14 protein-coding genes and 2 pseudogenes are annotated in these 18,725 nt (G+C 71.1%); 7 read left to right on the top strand and 9 right to left on the bottom strand.

From position 1 onward, the window contains the following. Positions 1–12: 12 nt before the first annotated feature. The 5 genes from GGQ54_RS14470 to GGQ54_RS14450 form a co-directional block, all read right to left on the bottom strand. Positions 13–348: a DUF6506 family protein gene (locus GGQ54_RS14470; RefSeq protein ID WP_179445998.1), complete on the bottom strand. Its 336-nt coding sequence runs from the start codon at positions 346–348 to the stop codon at positions 13–15. Positions 349–396: 48 nt separating this feature from the next. Then, complete coding sequence (locus tag GGQ54_RS14465; RefSeq protein ID WP_179445997.1) at positions 397–597, bottom strand: hypothetical protein; 201 nt, start codon at positions 595–597, stop codon at positions 397–399. A 136-nt stretch (positions 598–733) separates the two neighbouring features. Continuing rightward, complete coding sequence (smc, locus tag GGQ54_RS14460; protein ID WP_179445996.1) at positions 734–4,312, bottom strand: chromosome segregation protein SMC; 3,579 nt, start codon at positions 4,310–4,312, stop codon at positions 734–736. A gap of 3 nt (positions 4,313–4,315) precedes the next feature. Then, positions 4,316–5,014: a GtrA family protein gene (locus GGQ54_RS14455; protein ID WP_179445995.1), complete on the bottom strand. Its 699-nt coding sequence runs from the start codon at positions 5,012–5,014 to the stop codon at positions 4,316–4,318. Between the two features lie 7 nt (positions 5,015–5,021). Continuing rightward, on the bottom strand, positions 5,022–5,975 hold the full coding sequence (locus tag GGQ54_RS14450) for a LysR substrate-binding domain-containing protein (protein WP_179445994.1): 954 nt from the start codon (positions 5,973–5,975) through the stop codon (positions 5,022–5,024). 89 nt (positions 5,976–6,064) lie between these two features. On the opposite strand from GGQ54_RS14450, the gene GGQ54_RS14445 reads away from it, so the two are divergent. Continuing rightward, on the top strand, positions 6,065–7,033 hold the full coding sequence (locus GGQ54_RS14445; protein WP_179445993.1) for an EamA family transporter: 969 nt from the start codon (positions 6,065–6,067) through the stop codon (positions 7,031–7,033). A gap of 60 nt (positions 7,034–7,093) precedes the next feature. Here GGQ54_RS14445 and GGQ54_RS17165 read toward each other — a convergent pair. Then, positions 7,094–7,255, bottom strand: a pseudogene (locus GGQ54_RS17165) (zinc finger domain-containing protein); the annotation flags it as partial. A 494-nt stretch (positions 7,256–7,749) separates the two neighbouring features. On the opposite strand from GGQ54_RS17165, the gene GGQ54_RS14435 reads away from it, so the two are divergent. Together GGQ54_RS14435 and GGQ54_RS17775 are read left to right on the top strand one after the other, a co-directional pair. Continuing rightward, positions 7,750–8,874 (top strand): hypothetical protein, encoded by a 1,125-nt coding sequence (locus tag GGQ54_RS14435; protein ID WP_144009639.1) that lies wholly within the window; start codon positions 7,750–7,752, stop codon positions 8,872–8,874. Between the two features lie 144 nt (positions 8,875–9,018). After that, positions 9,019–9,270 (top strand): annotated as a pseudogene (locus GGQ54_RS17775) (NlpC/P60 family protein); the annotation flags it as partial. 254 nt (positions 9,271–9,524) lie between these two features. Here the strand turns inward: GGQ54_RS17775 and GGQ54_RS14425 are convergent. Beyond that, entirely contained in the window at positions 9,525–11,027 is a 1,503-nt protein-coding gene (locus GGQ54_RS14425) for a multicopper oxidase family protein (RefSeq protein WP_029144349.1), read from the bottom strand. Positions 11,028–11,239: 212 nt separating this feature from the next. Then, positions 11,240–11,683, bottom strand: a complete 444-nt coding sequence (locus GGQ54_RS14420; protein ID WP_029144350.1) for a hypothetical protein — start codon at positions 11,681–11,683, stop codon at positions 11,240–11,242. A 150-nt stretch (positions 11,684–11,833) separates the two neighbouring features. On the opposite strand from GGQ54_RS14420, the gene GGQ54_RS14415 reads away from it, so the two are divergent. Next, positions 11,834–12,043 carry a heavy-metal-associated domain-containing protein gene (locus GGQ54_RS14415; RefSeq protein WP_029144351.1) on the top strand — a complete coding sequence of 70 codons (210 nt, stop codon included), beginning with the start codon at positions 11,834–11,836 and terminating at the stop codon, positions 12,041–12,043. Between the two features lie 146 nt (positions 12,044–12,189). Further along, positions 12,190–14,469: a heavy metal translocating P-type ATPase gene (locus tag GGQ54_RS14410; protein ID WP_029144352.1), complete on the top strand. Its 2,280-nt coding sequence runs from the start codon at positions 12,190–12,192 to the stop codon at positions 14,467–14,469. 181 nt (positions 14,470–14,650) lie between these two features. Here GGQ54_RS14410 and GGQ54_RS14405 read toward each other — a convergent pair whose 3' ends face one another. Further along, on the bottom strand, positions 14,651–15,718 hold the full coding sequence (locus tag GGQ54_RS14405) for a flavin-containing monooxygenase (RefSeq protein WP_029144353.1): 1,068 nt from the start codon (positions 15,716–15,718) through the stop codon (positions 14,651–14,653). A 170-nt stretch (positions 15,719–15,888) separates the two neighbouring features. On the opposite strand from GGQ54_RS14405, the gene GGQ54_RS14400 reads away from it, so the two are divergent. Both GGQ54_RS14400 and GGQ54_RS14395 read left to right on the top strand, forming a co-directional pair. Beyond that, a complete protein-coding gene (locus tag GGQ54_RS14400) occupies positions 15,889–16,479 on the top strand; it encodes a YdhK family protein (RefSeq protein WP_029144354.1) in 591 nt (196 codons plus the stop codon). A 44-nt stretch (positions 16,480–16,523) separates the two neighbouring features. After that, positions 16,524–18,716, top strand: a complete 2,193-nt coding sequence (locus GGQ54_RS14395) for a heavy metal translocating P-type ATPase (RefSeq protein ID WP_084515714.1) — start codon at positions 16,524–16,526, stop codon at positions 18,714–18,716. Positions 18,717–18,725 lie beyond the last annotated feature (9 nt).

Genomic DNA, 18,725 nt, shown 5'->3' with positions numbered 1-18,725 from the left:
GCGCACGGGACGTCAGCCCGCCGCCCCCGCCGCCCCCGCATAGGCGGCGGCGCGTTGCAGCGCCTCGGACGAGAACGTCACATGCCCGACCGCGGCCCGGTCGCCGACGGCCGCCTGGACCGCGGCGACGTGGGCGCTGGTCAGTCCGCCGCAGAGTTCGATCAGGCTGACGCCCTCGTCGACGAGGGCGCGCGCGACCTCGGCGGCGGCGTCACCGGACGGGACGGGCACGATCAGTGCCCGGACGCCGGGGGCGGAGTAGACGTGGCGGTCGCGTACCGGATCGGCGCCCGGGTGCTCGATCACGGCCGCCCAGGTCACCGGGCTCGGAATGTCGGCTGCACTCATGGCCCCGATGCTGGCCCCTCGACCACGGTTCAGGTCCAGCCCGAGAGGTCAGTGCAGCAGGCGCTGGAAGCTGCGCGGCGGGGTCGCGTCGCCGTTCAGCGCCCGAGCGGTGCGCGCGAGCAGGTCGGCCGCGCCCGGGTGCCGCTCGCGGTAGCGGCCCTGCATGCCGATCACGACGAGCGCGATCACGCCCGTGGCGACGAGCGCGCTGAGGAAGACGAAGAGCACGGTCATGTCGATCAGATCCATGGCGAATCCCTTGAGCTGGAGTGGGGAAGGTCGGCAGCCAGCCCGACTGCCGTGACCAGTGTGACACGTGTGACGGGTGTGTCAATAGCCCAGACCGCGGTCGATGGCAACCAGCCGCGCCGGGCGGGTCGACAGTTCAGGCCGAGGCGCGAGCCCCGAGCCGCTGGCTGATCACCGCGGAGACGCCGTCGCCGCGCATCGACACCCCGTACAGCGCGTCGGCGATCTCCATCGTCCGCTTCTGGTGGGTGATCACCAGCAACTGGGAGTTGTCGCGCAGTTCCTCATAGATCTCCAGCAGCCGGCCCAGGTTGGTGTCGTCCAGCGCCGCCTCGACCTCGTCGAGGATGTAGAACGGGCTCGGCCGGGCGATGAACAACGCCACCAGGAACGCCACGGCGACCAGCGACCGCTCGCCGCCCGAGAGCAGCGACAGCCGCTTCACCTTCTTGCCCGGTGGCCGGGCCTCGACATCGATGCCGGTGATCAACATGTCGTTCGGGTCGGTCAGTACCAGCCGCCCCTCGCCACCGGGGAAGAGCCGGGCGAAGACCCGGGCGAAGGCCGCCTCGACGTCGGCGTACGCCTCGGCGAAGACCTGCTGCACGCGCGCGTCGACGTCCTCGATGATGCCCGCCAGGTCGGCCCGGGTGCGCTTGAGATCGTCGAGCTGCTCGGCGAGGAACGCGTGCCGCTCCTGCATCGCGTCGTACTCCTCCAGCGCCAGCGGATTCACCCGGCCCAGCACGCCGAGGGCCTTCTCGGCCTTCTTCAGCCGCCGGGCCTGCTCGTCGCGGACGTAGGGCACCGGCTCGGGCTGCTCGTCGTCCTCGGTGAGCGCCGAGCCGTCCTCGCGGGTCAGCACCGGCACGGCCCGCTCCGGCCCATAGTCCTCGGTCAGCGCCTCGCCCTCGATGCCCAGCTCCGTCAGCGCCTTCTCCTCCAGCGCCTCGACCTTCATCCGCTGCTGCGCGCGCGCCAGCTCGTCGCGATGCACCGCATCGACCAGCTTCTCCAGCTCCCCGGCCAGCTCGCGCGAGCGCCCCCGGGCGCTCGCCAGCACCTCATCGGCCTGCGCGCGTACCCGCTCCGCCTCGGTACGCTCGACCGCCGCCGCCTCGCGGGCCGTCGCGATCCGCTCGGCCAGCCAGCGGCACGCCTGCTCGACGGCGCGGGCGACCTCGGCGTCGGCGAGCAGTTGGCGGCGGCGCTGCGCTGCCCGCTCCCGGCTCGCGCGTTCGTGTTCGGCCGCCTTGCGCAGCGAGTCGGCGCGGCCGGCCAGCGCCCTGGCCCGCTCCTCCAGCGTCCGCAGCGCCAACCGCGCGTCCATCTCCGCCGACCGGGCCGTGCGGGCCTGCTCGCCGAGCCGGTCACGCTCGGCCGGGTCCGGCTCGGCACCCTCCTCGACCTCGGCCGAGGCCAGCTCCAGCCGCTCGGTGAGCTCGGCGAGGCCCGCCCGGTTGCGGTCCCTGGCCTGCTCGGCCTCGGCGATCGACTTCTCCGCCCGGTCGGCCTCGGCCTGCGCCGAGCGGGCCGTGGCCCCGAGCCGGCCGAGCTGCTCCGCGACGGCCGACATCTCCGCATCGGAGGCGTGCAGCCGCTCCAGCACCGCCTCCACCCGGGCCGCGGCGTCCGCGCGCCGATTGCCCAGCTCGGCGCGGGCGAACCGTGCCCGCTCCATCGCGTGGCCCGCGCGCGCCAGCGCCGCCTCGGCGTCGTCCACTGCGGCCTGCACCTCGATCAGTGACTGCTTGGCCTGGGAGCCGCCGGCGGCGTACCACGCGGACAAGATGTCGCCCTCGCGCGTCACCGCCGTCAGATCGGGGTACGCCTGGACGAGCTCGCGCGCAGCGGCCAGATCGGCCACGACGGCGACCTTGTGCAACAGGCGCCCGACCGAGGGGGCCAGGCCATCGGAGGCGACCAGCACGTCCGCGGCATAGCGAACCCCGTCGGGCAGCTCCGGCCAGCCCGCGCGGTCCATCGTCTCCGCGGAGCCGAGCAGCATCCCGGCCCGGCCGAGATCCTCGTCCTTCAGGTGCCGGAAGGCACCGACCGCGGCGTCGACGCTGCCGACCGCGACCGCATCCGCGGCGGCGCCGAGCGCGGCGGAGACCGCGGTCTCGTAGCCCGCCTCGATGCCGACCAGGGTCGCCACGGAGCCGAGCACGCCGTCCAGCCGCTCGCCCGCCGCGAGCAGCGCGCCGGTCGCGTCCTTGCGGTCCAGCCCCAGCCGCAGGGCCTCCACGCGCGCCTGCGCCGCGGCCCGGTCCGAACTCGCCGCCTGCTCCGCTCCGGCGAGTTCGGCAAGCTCGGTCTCGATCCGCTCCAGCTCGGCGGCCGCCTGCTCGTGCTCGGCGTCCAGCCCCTCCTCGCCCGCGGTCATCTTCGCCACCCCGGACTCGACCGCGGTGAAGTCGGCATTGGCCTGCTCGACCCGGGCCAGGGCCTCCGCCCGCGCCTCGCCGAGTCGCCCGAGCTCGGCATCGGCGGCCTCCAGCCGGCTGGTCAGCGAGCTCACCTGGCCGTGCAGCCGCGCCAGTCCCTCGCGCCGGTCGGCGGCGGCCCGGACCAGCCCGGCGTACCGCTTCTCCTCCTCCGCGTGGGCGGCCTCGCCGGCGACCCGCAGCCGGGTCGCCTCGGCGAGCGCGGCGTCGGCGGCCTCCACCTCGCCGCGCAACTGGGCCTCCTGCGCGCCGACGGCCTCGGCCTCGGCGTCCAGCTCTTCGGGATCGCGGCCCCCGCGCTCCTCGCCCTCCGCGGTCGCCGCCTCGGCATGCCGGACCCGCTCGCGGGCGATGGAGATCGTGCTCGCGACGCGCTCGCCCAGGGCCGACAGCTCGTACCAGCTCTCCTGCGCCGCGGCCAACCGCGGCCGGCCCAGCCGCAGCTGCTCCTCCGCCTCCGCCTCGTCCCCGCGGGCCTCCTCCAGTGCCGCGTCCAGGCGTACCCGCTGCTCCCGCGCGGCTGCCTCGTCGGCAAGCTCGGAGGCCAGCGCCAGCCGCGCCTGTACCAGGTCATCGGCGAGCAGCCGCGCCCGCGCGTCGCGGGCCTCGGCCTGGATGACGGCCGCCTTCCGGGCGACCTCGGCCTGCCGGCCGAGCGGCTTGAGCTGGCGGCGTACCTCGGCCAGCAGGTCGTTCAGCCGGTTCAGGTTGCCCTCGGTCGACTCGAGCTTGCGGGCCGCCTTCTCCCGGCGCTTGCGGTGTTTGAGTACGCCCGCCGCCTCCTCCACGAAGCCACGCCGGCCCTCCGGGGTGGCCTGCAGGATGGAGTCGAGCTGCCCCTGGCCGACGATCACGTGCATCTCGCGGCCGATGCCCGAATCCGACAACAACTCCTGGACGTCGAGCAGCCGGGCGTTCTCGCCATTGATCTGGTAGTCCGACCCACCGTTGCGAAACATCGTCCGCTTGATCGTGACCTCGGTGTAGTCGATCGGCAGCGCCCCGTCGGCGTTGTCGATGGTCAGCTCCACCTCGGCCCGCCCCAGCGGCGCCCGGCCGGACGTGCCGGCGAAGATCACGTCCTCCATCTTCCCGCCGCGCAACGACTTCGCGCCCTGCTCGCCCATCACCCAGCTCAACGCGTCGACCACGTTCGACTTGCCCGAGCCGTTCGGCCCGACCACGCAGGTGATGCCCGGCTCGAAGTGCAGCGTCGTCGCCGACGCGAACGACTTGAAACCGCGCAGCACGAGGCTCTTCAGATACATCGACTACCTCCGCGAACTCTCGTCGTCGTGGTGCGCACCGACCGGCTCGGAGTGGCGCCGATCCGGGTGCGCGGCGGCCTGCTCGGCCAACGCCTCCTCGGCCTCGTCCTCCACCTCGGGCGCGACGACCGGGGCCACCATCGGCACCGGCGGCGCGTGCTCGTCGTGGCGCTTGCGCCCGCGGACGGCAGAGAAGGTCCACAGCTTGTTCAGCACGAAGGTGATCGGCACGGTGATCAGGATCGCGATCAGGTGGGCCCAGTAGTAACGGTTCGTCAGCCCGGTGCTGCCCTCGGTGAACGGCGGCCCCGGCAGGTACAGCGGCGAGGTCGGGTTGATCATCAGCGTCTCGATCAGCATGGTGACCAGTTGCGCGCCGAAGCCGACCAGCAGGAACGGCCAGTACTCCCGCAGCCAGCTCGCGTGTTTGGCACTGTTGAACGTCCAGTGCCGGTTCAGCATGAAGTTCCACAGGTTGGCGATCAGGAACGCAAGCGTCGAGTAGATCAGTTGCCAGCGGACGTTGAAGTCGGTGAACGGGATCGCGAAGACCACGTCGTTCGGGTGCGACCAGATCTTGTTGGCCAGCACGAAGATGATGTTGTTGACGACGACGCCGGAGCCGCCGACCAGGCCGAACCGGATCAGTTGGATCCAGTTGTGCCGGTGGCGGACGAAGACATAGCGGGCGGCTCGTTTCACGATTGGGTCAGACTAGCCGCGCGGCGGGCTCGCTCGGCAATCCTTCGGCCTCGGTGTCGGGATCGCGCGCCAGGCCCTCGCCCCCGGCGGCGCGCAACTGCGCGGCGAGCTCGGCCAGCACGCGGCGCTCGTCGTCGCGACGGGTGACCAGATAGAGGTGGCGGCTGACCCGGGGCGTGAGCTCGACGTAGCTGACCGGCACGGACTCGGTCCGCGCCAGGCGCGGCACCAGCGCGGCGGCCAGGCCGGCGGCGACGAGTTCGAGCTGGGCGCCGAACGCGGGCACCTCGTAGCGGATGTCGACCGGCAGGCCCGCATCGCGCAGCAGGTCGGTCAGCGCGAGGTACGCCTCGCTGCCGGCCGGGCAGGAGGTCCACGCCAGGCCCGCCGCGTCGGCCAGGCGGTGCGGGCGGCGCGGGGCCGCGCCGGGCAGGGCAAGATCGACCGGCTCGGTGAGAATGCGTTCGGCGCGCATCGCGGCCAGCCCGCGGGGCGCCCGGTCCTGCCAGGACTCCACCAGCGCCGCGTCGAGGCGGCGGGTGTGGACCAGCTCGATGCCGTCGACCGCCTCGCCGTCGACGATGCTCGGGCGCAGCGCCGGGTGGCGTGCGGTGAGCCGGCCGAGGGCGGGGCCGACGATCGTGCGGATGGCACTCATCACCACCCCGAACCGCAGCGGGCCGCCGAGCGCGTCGCGGTCGCGGATCGCGGCCACGGCGGACTCGGCGCGCTCGATCCGCTCGCGCAGGTGCAGGCCGCAGGCGGCGAGCTCGCTGCCGGCGGCGGTCAGCCGGATGCCGCGCCCGGCCGGCTCGACGAGCGCCGCGCCGACGTCGCGCTCGAGGTTGCGTACCTGCTGGCTGACGGCCGAGCCGGTGATGTGCAGCAGGTCGGCGGCGGCGCCGATCGAGCCCGTCTCGGCGACCGCCGCGAACACCCGCAGCCGGTCCCAGTTCTGCACGTGAGCTCCTCGATTCCTCAGTCCTGCTAAGCAGATTGCCTCGGGATTTCTCGATTGAGCTTAGCGCTCGGTACGCCGATGATGGGCGCGTGACCCGATCTGCGAACCCGGCGAGCACCGAGGCCGGAAGGCGAGGCGACACGGCGCCGGCCGGCGAGGGCACTCGCGCGCTGCTGGTGCTGGTCGGCGGTTGCCTGCTGGTGGGCGCCTCGTCGACCTTCATCAAGCTGTCCGGGGCCACCGCGCCCACGGCGGCCTTCGTCCGCTGCGCACTCGCGGCCGTGCTGCTCGCCCCGGTGGCGCTCGGCGAATGGCGCCGCTACGGGCTCCCGCACCGCCGCGGCCTCGGGCTGGCGGCGGCCTCGGGGGTGCTGCTGGCGGCCGACTACCTGATGTGGACCCAGAGCGTGCTGGACACCGGGGCCGCGGTCGCCACCGTGCTGATCGGCGTCCAGGTCGTCGTGTTCCCGGTACTCGCGCTGCTGCTGCTCGACATGCCGATCGCCCGCCGGTTCTGGTTGACCCTGCCGGTGATGTTGCTCGGGCTGGTCCTGACCAGCGGCCTGCTCGGCGCCGATCCCGGCGCGCCCGCGCCACTGCGCGGCGCCGTCCTCGGGGTGCTGGCCGGCGGCTGTTATGCCGGCTACCTGCTGACCAACCGGCAGGCCGCCGTGCTGGACCCGCGCCAGATCGTCACGCCCGTCGCCGTGGGCACCACCGCGGCCGCACTGGTGATCGCCGCGGTGTCGGGGCTGGCGTCCCGGACACCGGCGGGCGGCGCGCTCACCATCGACCTCGGTGCCGTCGATGCCGGCGGCTGGGTCTGGCTGGTCGCGCTCGCCATCGGCGGGCAGGTGCTGTCCTTCGTCGCGATCAGTTACGGATCGGCCCGGCTGGCACCGTCGCGGGCCGGCGCGGTGATGCTGCTGCAGCCCGTCGCGGCCATCGCCCTCGGCACCCTCGCCCTCGGCGAGCGGCCCGACGCCGCGCAGGTGCTCGGGATGGCGCTGACCGTGATCGGCGTCGGCCTGGCGACGATCGGTCGCCGGCGCCGCTAGGGCGCGGCGATAATGTGCGATCTGTGGTCATCCGGGCGCCCGGGAGTGACCACAAAGTGATCACGCCCGCGGCGGGGATTGCGCCGGTGCGCGCTGGCAGCGCGGGCACCGATACGACGAGCGGTTCATGAACGGCTCCCGGCGCATCGGCGTACCACAGCGCCCGCAGGGCAGGCCCTCGCGGCCGTAGGCCTGCAGGGAGCGCTCGAAATAACCCCACTCCACACGTTTGTGACATTGATCTACGCGAAGTGAAAATGGAAGCGTTTCTCCTTGCCAAAGGCTGGTTTCGGCCGGCTGGCGAGTGCCCGTAGCGGGCTCCACGCCGGTTCCAATCAATGACTTCTGTATCTCAACGTACATCGGCTCCCTTCCAAGGGAGAAGCCGGCAGCCGAGGACCACGCTGCGCCGTCGACACCGCCTGCGGTATCTGAGGTTTCTGGACGAGTCTGTGGCGACTGGATGGCGTGGCAGACCTGAGGATCGGCACTCATGACCTCGTGCGTCGCCATCCCGGACGAGAGCAGTGTCGAGCCGCCGGCTGGCACCCGCATCGTGTCGTACGCGGCTCGGCGTCAGAGCCCCCTGCCCCCTCGTCGGCGAGCGATCCGCGACCCACACGACTCGACCCAGCACGATCGCACAGAACCCTTGCAACTTATACCCTAGGGGGGTATGGTTCGATGAAATCGTCCCGCCGAAGGAGCTGAGATCCATGGATACGACAGCGGCAACTCCCAAGCTGACCCGAGACCCTCGACGGTGGGCAGCATCGACTACCCGGGAAGATCTGATCGCCGCCGCATTCGGACTGTGGCTGATGGGCGCTCTGTACACCGACGGCTGGGCTCATCTGAACGTGCCTGGCATGGAGACCTTCTTTACGCCCTGGCATGCCGTTCTCTACTCCGGCTTCGCCGCACTTGCCCTGTGGACGGCGCGACTGGGGTGGAAGCAGTGGCGAGCACGTCCCCACGAATCCGCATCCCAGTCATGGCCGCTTCGTGCACGGATGGCTTTCCCACCTGGCTACGGTCTCTCCGCGATCGGTGTCGGAGTGTTTCTGCTGGGTGGCGTGGGAGACATGCTGTGGCACACGTTGCTGGGCATCGAGACCGGCATCGATGCGCTGGTCTCCCCGACGCATCTTCTGCTCCTGGTGGGCGCGGGTCTCCTCGTCTCCGGCCCAGTTCGTGCTGACCGCCTCACGCGGCGCAGCGGTTCGCTCGTGTCCTGGCCGGCGGTGATCTCCTACGCCGTTGTCGCCGGGATCGCCGGCTTCTTCCTCAGCTACACCTCGGTTTTCGTCACACCGTTGGCCCGGATTCCGATGACCACGATCCCCGAAGGCGCTCCGGGTCATGAGGCCGGCGAAATGCCGACGTCACTGGGGCTGGCATCCTATTTGTTGACAACGGCATTGCTCACCGTTCCGCTGTTGATGGCCAGCAACGGCCGGCGACTCCCGACCGGGGCGATCACCATGCTCGTTGCGCTTGCGGCCATCCCGGGGGCCGCGTTGCAGAACTGGCAGAACATCGTGGCGGCGATTGCAGCCGTGCTGGGTGCTGCCGTCGCCGACATCGCCGTGTCCGCCGCACGGACTCGGCGGCCCGAACACCAGGGATGGGTTGCGGCAGTACCGCTGTTCGTATGGCCGGCACAGCTACTGGGACTGCATCTGAGTGTCGGGGTGGCATGGACCGTTGAACTCTGGGCCGGCGTGGTAGCCCTCACCGTTGTGGAGGCGGTGGTGCTCGGCCGGCTGCTGGTCACACCGCCAGATGATGCAGCCCAGCCCGCCACCCTGGGACACGGGCGATCACCGGCAACGCAGTGAAGCCGCCGGCCCCGGCTCCAGCGCAGCGGGGACCGACTCGACCAGCACCACCCCTAACTCGACCAGCGCTTCCGAGTTCACCGGCTTCCAGCAAGGGCGCGAACGGCAGTCGCCTTCGCCAAGTCCCAGCTCGGAAAACCCTACGAATTCGGAGCGACCGACCCCGGTTCATATGACTGCTCCGGCATCACCCAGACAGCCTGGGAAGCCGCCGGCGTCCAGATCAGCCGAACATCGCAGCCCCAATCCCGCGACGGCTCACCCGTCGCCATATCCGACTTTCCAAGCTGGCGACATCGTCTTCTTCTGCAACGCCACCGCACCCAGCGACGTCGGCAACGGAGTCATGATCCACACGCCGCGGCCGGGCAAATCGGTCGAGCACTCCAAGATTAGATGCATGCCGTTCTCCGGCGCACGACGACCCTGCTGATCCAACGCTTTGCCCCTTCTGGTCTGAAAGCGCCTCACGCCGCCGGGATCCTCTCCGTGAATCCCCTGTATGACCAGAGGACGCCGCTTGATCGCTCGATGGCCAAGAACCTCAACCAATTGGGTGTGCGCGGGAACCTGCAGCGGCCAACAACGACCCGTTTGCGCTTTGGCCCGTTTAACGCCGGGCCCCTTGGCCGCCGAGCTCGTCCGACAGGTCAACCCTGCTGGTAGGCGACAGCGGCCATCATCCCGGCCTCGCCGTGGTAGACGTTGTGGCAGTGCGTGAGCCAGCGGCCGGGGTTGTCGGCGTCGAACTCGACGCGGAGGGTCTTGCCGGGCAGGACGATGGAGGTGTCCTTGCGGGGCCCGCCGCCGGCGTGCTGGTAGGTGTGGCCGTGCAGGTGCATGGGATGCCACATCTTGGTGCTGTTCTTGAACTCCAGCGCGACGCGCTCCCCGTCGACGATGCCGAGGGCGTCGCGCATGGGCTGCTCCATGTCCATGCGCTTGCCGTTGATCGCCCAGTCGTACTTCTCCATGGCCCCGGTCAGCTCGAGGACGAGTGTGCGGTCCACGGCGCGCTTGGGCAGGGCGACCGCGCCGGTCGCCTTGAGGTCGGCCGCGGTGGCGGGAGCTTTCGTCTGCGGGAGCTTCGCGCCCTTGGCCGGGGCGCTGCCGGATCCGGTGCGCAGGACGGCGACGGCCTGGTCCTGCTTCCCGAGGGCTTCGGCCATGACGGCGAACGCGCCGTCGCCGACGGTGATGACGGCGTCGTAGCGCTCGCCCATGCCGAGCACGACGCTCTCGGCCTCGTGCGGCTTGACCGGGTAGCCGTCGGTGTGGGTGATGGTGAGCGGGTGCTCGGCGACGCCGAACCGGAAGGCGGTGTCGCCGCCGGCGTTGATGATCCGCAGTCTGATCTTCTGGCCCGGCTTCGCGGTGAAGGTTTCGGGGTCGGCCGCTGGCCTGCCGTTGATCAGGTAGAGCGGGTAGTAGACGTCGCCGGCGTCGCCGCCGAGCAGCGGCGAGGTCGCCCCCATCAGGGTGTTGCCCATCCGCATCGGCCCCATGTCCATGCCGCCGTGGTCCATCATGCCCCTGCCGAGTTCCTTCATCACCTGGTCGGGTGTCGCGGTGACGCCGTCGAGCCAGTCGTCGAGGACGATGATCCATTCCTGGTCGTAGTCGGCCTTCTCGTTGGGGTCGTCGATGATCAGCGGCGCGTACAGGCCGCGGTCGAGCTGGGTGCCCACGTGCGGGTGGAACCAGTAGGTCCCGGCCTGCGGGAGCGCGAACTGGTAGGAGAACGTCCCGCCTGGCTCGACCGGCTTCTGGGTGAGGTTCGGCACCCCGTCCATGTCGTTGCGCAGCGCGAGCCCGTGCCAGTGCACGGTAGTCGGGTCGGGCAGCTTGTTGGTGAGGGCGACCTTGAGGGTGTCGCCGACGTTGCCGCGGATCGGCTTGGTCGCCGACGCTCCGGTGAAGGCCCAGGTCTTCGCCTCTTTCCCGGCCAGGTCCACGGTGGCCGGTTCGGCGGTCAGGGCGCGCTGCACGGTCGCGCCGGTGCGGCGGCGCTTGGATTCGGCCTTCGCGACGGCGGCGCTGTCGGGCCCGACGAACGAGGTGGGCTTGCTGGTGGAGGTGCAGCCGGCGAGGCCTGCGGCGGTGAGGGCCAGTGCGCCGGCGAGGAACTGGCGGCGGTTCAGGTCGGTGTGCATGGTTGAACGATGTCCTTCTGTGTCGATGGTGAGCGGTGCCACGGGCATCGGCCTCGACGCGCTCGACGACCACGGTTGATCGGATGCGCAGGCTCGAGGGCCCTCGGGAGAGGGGTCAGCGCCATCTGGGCGCGATGCCGTCGCAGATGCAGGGCAGGGTCATTGGCCTGCCCCCGATGGGCAGGAGCGCCGATGAGGGCGCTCCCCGCTGCTCACGTTCGATAGATCGACAGTTCCAGGTGCGACAGGGCCAGCCTTCGGGGCGTCTGGAGCAACAGCACCGGCTCGGGCGCGGGGCCGAGCTCGGGCAGGGTCGCGGCGAGCGGGGCCGGAAGGACGGGGATGCTCTTGCCGGTGGGCCCAGGGACGCAGGTGGAGCCTGAGCCGCTGCTCATGGCACCCGCGCAGCCGCCGGAGCCGTGGACCATGCCGTGCGATCCGGACGTCGACGACGAGGGGACGGCCGCCTCGGCGGTCAGAGCTGGCGTCGCCGGGGCGGAATGCTTCATCGAGGCCATGGGGGCGCTCATGGCCGTGGCCCCGGCACCGCTGACCAGCGAGTGCATGCCGAGGAGGCCGGCGATCAGCAGGGCCGCGAGGACGAAGAGCTGCAGCCGGTGCCGGCTGCAGCGGGGTTCGGCGGTCGCGGTCTCCACGCTGCACAGCATACCCCGGTGGCGTATCCCGTCTCCAACGGAGGATCCGTCGACGAGGCGCACGCCCCGCCTTGCGAGAATACCCAGCAGGGGTATACGGTTACTCGTACGCGGTACCCACCGGGGGTATCTCTACTGAGGAGGCAATCGATGGCTGCGAACGAGTACCAGGTGACGGGCATGACCTGCGGGCACTGCGAGATGTCGGTCCGCGAGGAGGTCAGCGGGGTCCCCGGCGTCGAGGACGTCGAGGTCAGCGCGCAGACCGGCAAGCTCGTCGTGTCCGGCTCCGGCGATATCGACGACGCGAAGGTCCTAGCCGCTGTCGAGGAGGCCGGCTACACGGCCGTGCGCGCCTGACGACACCACCACCAGCGCGGCTCACGCTTCCCGTCGACTCCGATGGCGACGGGGGCTGAGCGCGCACCACTGATCGCACGGGGTATGACTGCCCTGCGCACGAGCCGGACGCCGCAGAGCCCGGAGGAGAGAAAGGACGGCAGAGGATGACTGCACCAGCGCCGCTCAGCGCGGACGCCGGCATCGAGCTGGAGATCGGCGGGATGACCTGCGCCTCGTGCGCGAACCGGATCGAGCGCAAGCTCAACAAGCTCGACGGCGTCACCGCGTCGGTCAACTACGCCACTGAGAAGGCCAAGGTCACCGTGCCCGCGGACTACGACCCCGCGCTGCTGGTCGCCGAGGTCGAGAAGACCGGCTACACCGCGGCCCTGCCCAAGCCCCCGAGCTCGACGACCGCCGAGTCGGCTGACGGCGAGAGCGAGGAGGCCGACCCGGAGCTGACCTCGCTCAGGCAGCGGCTGATCGGGTCGATCGTGCTCACCGTCCCGGTGATCGCGATGTCGATGATCCCGGCCCTGCAGTTCACCTACTGGCAGTGGGCCTCGCTGACCCTGGCCGCGCCGGTGATCGTCTGGGCGGGCTGGCCGTTCCACAAGGCGGCGTGGACCAACCTCAAGCACGGCACCGCGACGATGGACACGCTCGTCTCGATGGGCACCTCGGCGGCGTTCCTGTGGTCGCTCTACGCGCTGTTCCTCGGCCACGCCGGCATGCCCGGCATGAAGCACCCGTTCGAGTTCGCCCTGGCCCGCTCCGACGGCGCGGGCAACATCTACCTCGAGGCGGCCGCCGGGGTGACGATGTTCATCCTCGCCGGCCGCTATTTCGAGAAGCGCTCCAAGCGCCAGGCCGGCGCGGCGCTGCGCGCGCTGCTCGACCTCGGAGCGAAGGAGGTCTCGGTGCTGCGCGACGGGGCCGAGGTCAAGATCCCGACCTCCGAGCTGGCCGCGGGCGACGACTTCGTCGTCCGCCCGGGCGAGAAGATCGCCACCGACGGCACCGTCGTCTCCGGCACCTCCGCGGTGGACGCCTCCATGCTCACCGGCGAGTCCGTGCCCGTCGAGGTCGGCGAAGGCGACCCGGTCACAGGGGCCACCGTGAACGCCGGCGGCCGCCTGGTCGTCCGGGCGACCCGCGTCGGCTCGGACACCCAGCTGGCGCAGATGGCCAAGCTCGTCGAGGACGCCCAGTCCGGCAAGGCCGCCGTCCAGCGGCTGGCCGACAGGATCTCGGGCGTGTTCGTCCCGATCGTCATCGCCATCGCGCTCGTCGCCCTCGCGGCATGGCTGATCTCCGGGGCCGGCGTCTCGGCCGCGTTAACCGCCGCGGTCGCGGTCCTGGTCATCGCCTGCCCCTGCGCCCTCGGCCTGGCAACCCCCACCGCCCTGCTGGTCGGCACCGGCCGCGGCGCGCAGCTGGGAATCCTGATCAAGGGCCCCGAGGTGCTGGAGTCCACCCGCAAGGTCGACACCGTGGTGCTGGACAAGACCGGCACCGTCACCACCGGCAAGATGACGCTCGTCGAGGCGATCGCCGAGCCCGGCACCGACCGCGCCGAGCTGCTGCGCCTGGCCGGGGCGCTGGAGGACGCCTCCGAGCACCCAATCGCCCAGGCCATCGCCAAGGGCGCGGTCCAGGAGGTCGGGCAGCTCCCGACGCCGGAGGACTTCGCCAACGTCGCGGGCAAGGGCGTGCAGGGCGTCGTCGACGGCCACGCCGTGCTCGTCGGCCGCGAGTCCCTGCTAGCCGACTGGTCCCAGCACCTCTCCCCCGACGTCGCCGCCGCCAAGGCCGCAGCCGAGGCCGAGGGCAAGACCGTCGTCGCCGCCGGCTGGGACGGGCAGGCCCGCGGGATCCTCGTCGTGGCCGACACGGTCAAGCCGACCAGCGCCGAGGCGATCCAGGGCCTTAAGGGCCTGGGCCTGACCCCGGTGCTGCTCACAGGAGACAACGAGGCCGTGGCCAAGCGGATCGCCGCCGAGGTCGGCATCGACCAGGTCATCGCCGAAGTCCTGCCCAAGGACAAGGTCGACGTCGTCGCCCGCCTCCAGGGCCAAGGGAAGGTGGTGGCGATGGTCGGCGACGGCGTCAACGACGCCCCGGCGCTGGCGCAGGCCGACCTCGGCCTGGCCATGGGCACCGGCACCGACGTCGCCATCGAGGCCTCCGACATCACCCTCGTGCGCGGCGACCTGCGCGCCGCGGTCGACGCGATCCGGCTTTCCCGCAGGACGCTGGGCACGATCAAGGCCAACCTGTTCTGGGCCTTCGCCTACAACGTCGCGGCCATCCCGGTCGCGGCCCTGGGCATGCTCAACCCGATGCTCGCAGGCGCGGCGATGGCCTTCTCCAGCGTCTTCGTCGTCGGCAACAGCCTCCGCCTGCGCGGGTTCCGCAGCATCGTCCCGGTCCGCGCACGATGATCCGGCCGTGATCAGCGGCGGCGAGACCGGCGTGGGCCGCGGTCCATCAAGCCTTGCGCTGAGCGGCGCAAGTCACGGGGCCCAGACGGGCGCGCGAGCACCGGGCCATCGGTTCACCGCGTGTGCGCCCGGACCTGGTCGGTCATACACGGTCCTGCGTGACGGCGTTGGAGATGGCCTTCTAGCTGTGGCCCGGCAAGGTTGTCGTGATCTGCTGGGCGATGGTTCGAGCGTCGTGTTGGACGAATCCCAGCAAGGCCGATCCGATTGTGGTCTGCCACGGTCGGCCGACGGTGTAGAGGCCGGCAGCGCCGGTCACGACACCGCGCTCGTGTCGGAGCCGCGACCAGTCGTCCAGTACGCCATCGATCCCGATCCAGGAGTCGTCGATCACGAAACCGGTTGCCCACAGGACCGCGTCAACTTGCAACGACGAACCGTCGCTGAACCCGACGAGCCGACCTTGACCGCCGACCAGCCGGGGCCGGAAGGAGACGCCGCGCTGTGTCAACTGGCGGCGGGACGAGCCGATGACGGTGCCGTCGTTGGCCTGCATCTTCCTGCCCAGCGGGCTGTTGGCCGCGACCCGGAGCAGCCCGAGGCGATCCTGCCACCAGAAGATGTCCCGGCCCAACGGTCGCTGCGGCACGCAGGCGTTCTGCCGGCCCTCCGACAGCACGACGCGTCGACCGGCAGAGGCCAGTTCGGCAGCGATCTGAAAGCCGGAGTTTCCGCCGCCGACCACGAGCACGACGCCATCAGGAAACCGCGTCGGGTTGCGGTAGTCGGCCGTGTGGACCTGGACCACCGCGGCCAGGCCGGTCGCCACGGGTGGCACGAACGGCTGGGAGAACGGCCCGGTGGCGATGACCACCTGCCGCGCGGTGATGGTGCTACCGGCAGCGGTGCGTGCTCGGAAGTGGTCGCCTGAGGTTTCGAGCCGGGTCAGGCGGGTGTTCAGGCGGAGGGGCGGTTCCAGCCAGGTGGCGTAGCTGCCGAGGTAGTCGGCCACCTGATCCCGCCCCGGGTAGGTGTCGGTCGGTGCAGGGAACGCCCGGCCCGGCAGGTTCGCGTACTGAGCAGGTGTGAAGAGCTTCAGCGAGTCCCACCGCGAGCGCCAGCTGTGGCCGATCGCCGGGCCGGCGTCGACGATGAGAAAGTCCACGTCCCGCTGCAGCAGGTGGTAGCCCACCGCCAGCCCGGCCTGGCCGCCACCGACGACCAGAACCTCATGATCGACAGCTGTCATCAGCCCGGCAGCTCACTTCCGCTCGTGTCGCCCGCCATGCGTCGATCCAAGCACAAGCGGCGCTCTCCTGCCCGGGGCGCGGCCAACAACACGATGACCACGTTGATGGAATACCCCATAGGGGTATATGGTTGCTAAGACCAGGATCGAGACGAGGATACGGAGTCCACATGCGAAAGCGACTGACAGCAGCACTGGCCGCGGGAGTGCTCGGCGGAGCGCTGGCCCTCGCCGGATGCACCAGCGCCGGCCAGGACCATCAGGGCCACGGCAGCAGCTCAGCCAGCACCCCGGCCAGCAGCGACGGCGGGATGGACCACTCGTCGATGGAGCACCCCATGGACGGCGGGCCCGCGCCCGCGGGCATCAAGACCGCCGCCGCCCCGAAGTACCCGGTCGGCACGAAGGTGATCCTCACCGCCGACCACATGATGGGCATGGACGGCGCGAAGGCCACCATCGTCGGGGCCTACAGCACTTACACCTACGCGGTGGACTTCGCCCCCACCACCGGCGGCGAGCCGGTCAAGGACCACAAGTGGGTCGTCCAGCAGGAGATCAAGGACGCCGGTAGCAAGCGGCTGGCCGACGGCACCGAGGTCACGCTGGAGGCCGAGCACATGAAGGGGATGAAGGGCGCGAAGGCCACCATCGCCTCCTCCACTGACGAGACCGTCTACATGGTCGACTACGAGGCGGGCGGCATGAAGATGACCAACCACAAGTGGGTCGTCGAGAGCGAGATCAAGCCGGCCGCCTGAGCCGGCCACCACCGCAGAGCAGTGCCCGGACAAGGGAAGCAGCAATGACAGATCCGAACGCGCACCAGCACCACCACGGCGACGCCGCAGACGCAGCCGCCGACAGGGGACACGCTGTCGCGACCACCGTGCCCGGCCATGGGGATGACCCGCACGCCGGGCACGAGGGCCACGCCACGCATCAGGGGCAGCACGGCGACCACGCCGCGCACGACGAGAAGGGAGACCGCGCCGGCCATGGCGGTCATGGAGGCCACGGCGACCACGTGGGCCAGTTCCGGCGGCTGTTCTGGATCAACCTCGTCATCGCCGCTCCGGTGGTGGCGCTCTCGCCGATGTTCGCGATGCTGCTGGGCTACTCGGTGCCCGGCTGGTCGGGCTGGGTCGCAGCGGTGCTGGGCACCGTCATGTACGCCTGGGGCGGCAAGCCGTTTCTCACCGGTGCCTGGAGCGAGCTGAGGAGCCGCAAGCCGGGGATGATGCTGCTGATCGCGCTGGCGATCACCGTGGCGTTCTTCGCGTCCTGGGCCGCCACCCTCGGGCTGGTCGACCACGAGCTGGAGTTCTGGTGGGAGCTGGCGCTGCTGATCGTGATCATGCTGCTGGGGCACTGGATCGAGATGCGCTCCCTGGCCCAGACCACCTCCGCGCTGGACTCCCTGGCCGCGCTCCTGCCCGACGAGGCCGAGCGCGTCGAGGGCGACGACGTCGTGAAGGTCGCGCCGGCCGAGCTGCGCGTCGGGGACGTCGTCATCGTCCGCCCCGGCGGCAGCATCCCCGCCGACGGCACCGTCGTCGACGGCCGCGCCGACATGGACGAGTCGATGATCACCGGCGAGTCCCGGCCGGTCGCCCGCGGCGAGGGCGACCCGGTCATCGCCGGCACGGTGGCCACCGACTCCGGCCTGCGGGTGGAGATCACGGCCACCGGGGACGACACGGCCCTGGCCGGCATCAACCGGCTCGTCGCCGAGGCGCAGAGCTCGTCTTCCCGTGCCCAGCGCATCGCCGACCGCGCCGCCGCGTGGCTGTTCTGGTTCGCCCTCGGAGCGGCTCTGATCACCGCGACCGTCTGGACGCTGGCCGGGTCCCCCGACGACGCGGTCGTGCGCACCATCACCGTCCTCGTGATCGCCTGCCCCCACGCCCTCGGCCTGGCGATCCCGCTGGTCGTCTCCATCGCCACCGAGCGCGCCGCCCGCGGCGGCGTCCTGGTCAAGGACCGGCTGGCGCTGGAGTCCATGCGTCAGGTCGACGCCGTGCTGTTCGACAAGACCGGCACCCTGACCAGGGGCGAGCCCACCGTCACCGGCGTCGAGCCGACCGGAGACCTGGACGCCGACCAGGTGCTCGCCCTGGCAGCCTCGGCCGAGGCCGACAGCGAGCACCCGCTCGCCCGGGCCATCGTCGCCGCCGCCAAGGACCGCAGCCTCGCGTTCGAGCCCGGCAGCGGCTTCACTTCCTCGCCCGCCGTAGGCGTCACCGCGACCGTGGCCGGCCACGAGGTCCGCGTCGGCGGGCCCCGGCTGCTCGAGGAGACCGGACAGTCCGAGATCGACGCGGCCGACGCCTGGCGCGGCGAGGGCGCGATCATCCTGCACGTCCTGCGCGACGGGCAGGTGGTCGGCGGGCTGAAGTTGGCCGACGAGGTCCGTCCGGAGTCCCGCGACGCCGTCGACGCCCTGCACCGGCTCGGCGTCGAGGTCGTCATGATCACCGGCGACGCCGAGGCCGTGGCGAACGAGGTCGGACGGGAACTCGGCATCGACCGCGTCTTCTCCGGCGTCCGTCCCGAGGACAAGTCGGCGAAGGTCGCCCAGCTGCAGCACGAGGGCAAGAAGGTGGCCATGGTCGGCGACGGCGTCAACGACGCCCCGGCGCTGGCCCAGGCCGACGTCGGCATCGCTATCGGCGCGGGCACCGACGTCGCCATCGCCTCGGCCGGGGTCATCCTGGCCAGCTCCGACCCGCGCTCGGTGCTCTCGGTCATCCAGCTGTCGAAGGCCGCCTACCGGAAGATGAAGCAGAACCTGTGGTGGGCCGCCGGCTACAACCTCGTCTCCGTGCCGCTGGCAGCCGGCGTCCTCGCACCTGTCGGATTCGTGCTGCCGATGTCGGTCGGGGCGATCCTGATGTCGCTGTCCACCGTCGTCGTCGCCCTCAACGCCCAGCTGCTGCGGCGCATCGACCTCACCCCCGAAGCCAGCACCCGCTCCGTCCTGGAGCGCCAGAAGTGAAGGACACGC

The sequence above is a fragment of the Naumannella cuiyingiana genome (assembly GCF_013408305.1).
In the GTDB taxonomy this organism is placed as follows: domain Bacteria; phylum Actinomycetota; class Actinomycetes; order Propionibacteriales; family Propionibacteriaceae; genus Naumannella; species Naumannella cuiyingiana.
The sequence above is the reverse complement of the archived record's forward strand: the minus strand, read 5'-3'. Positions and strand labels throughout refer to the sequence as shown.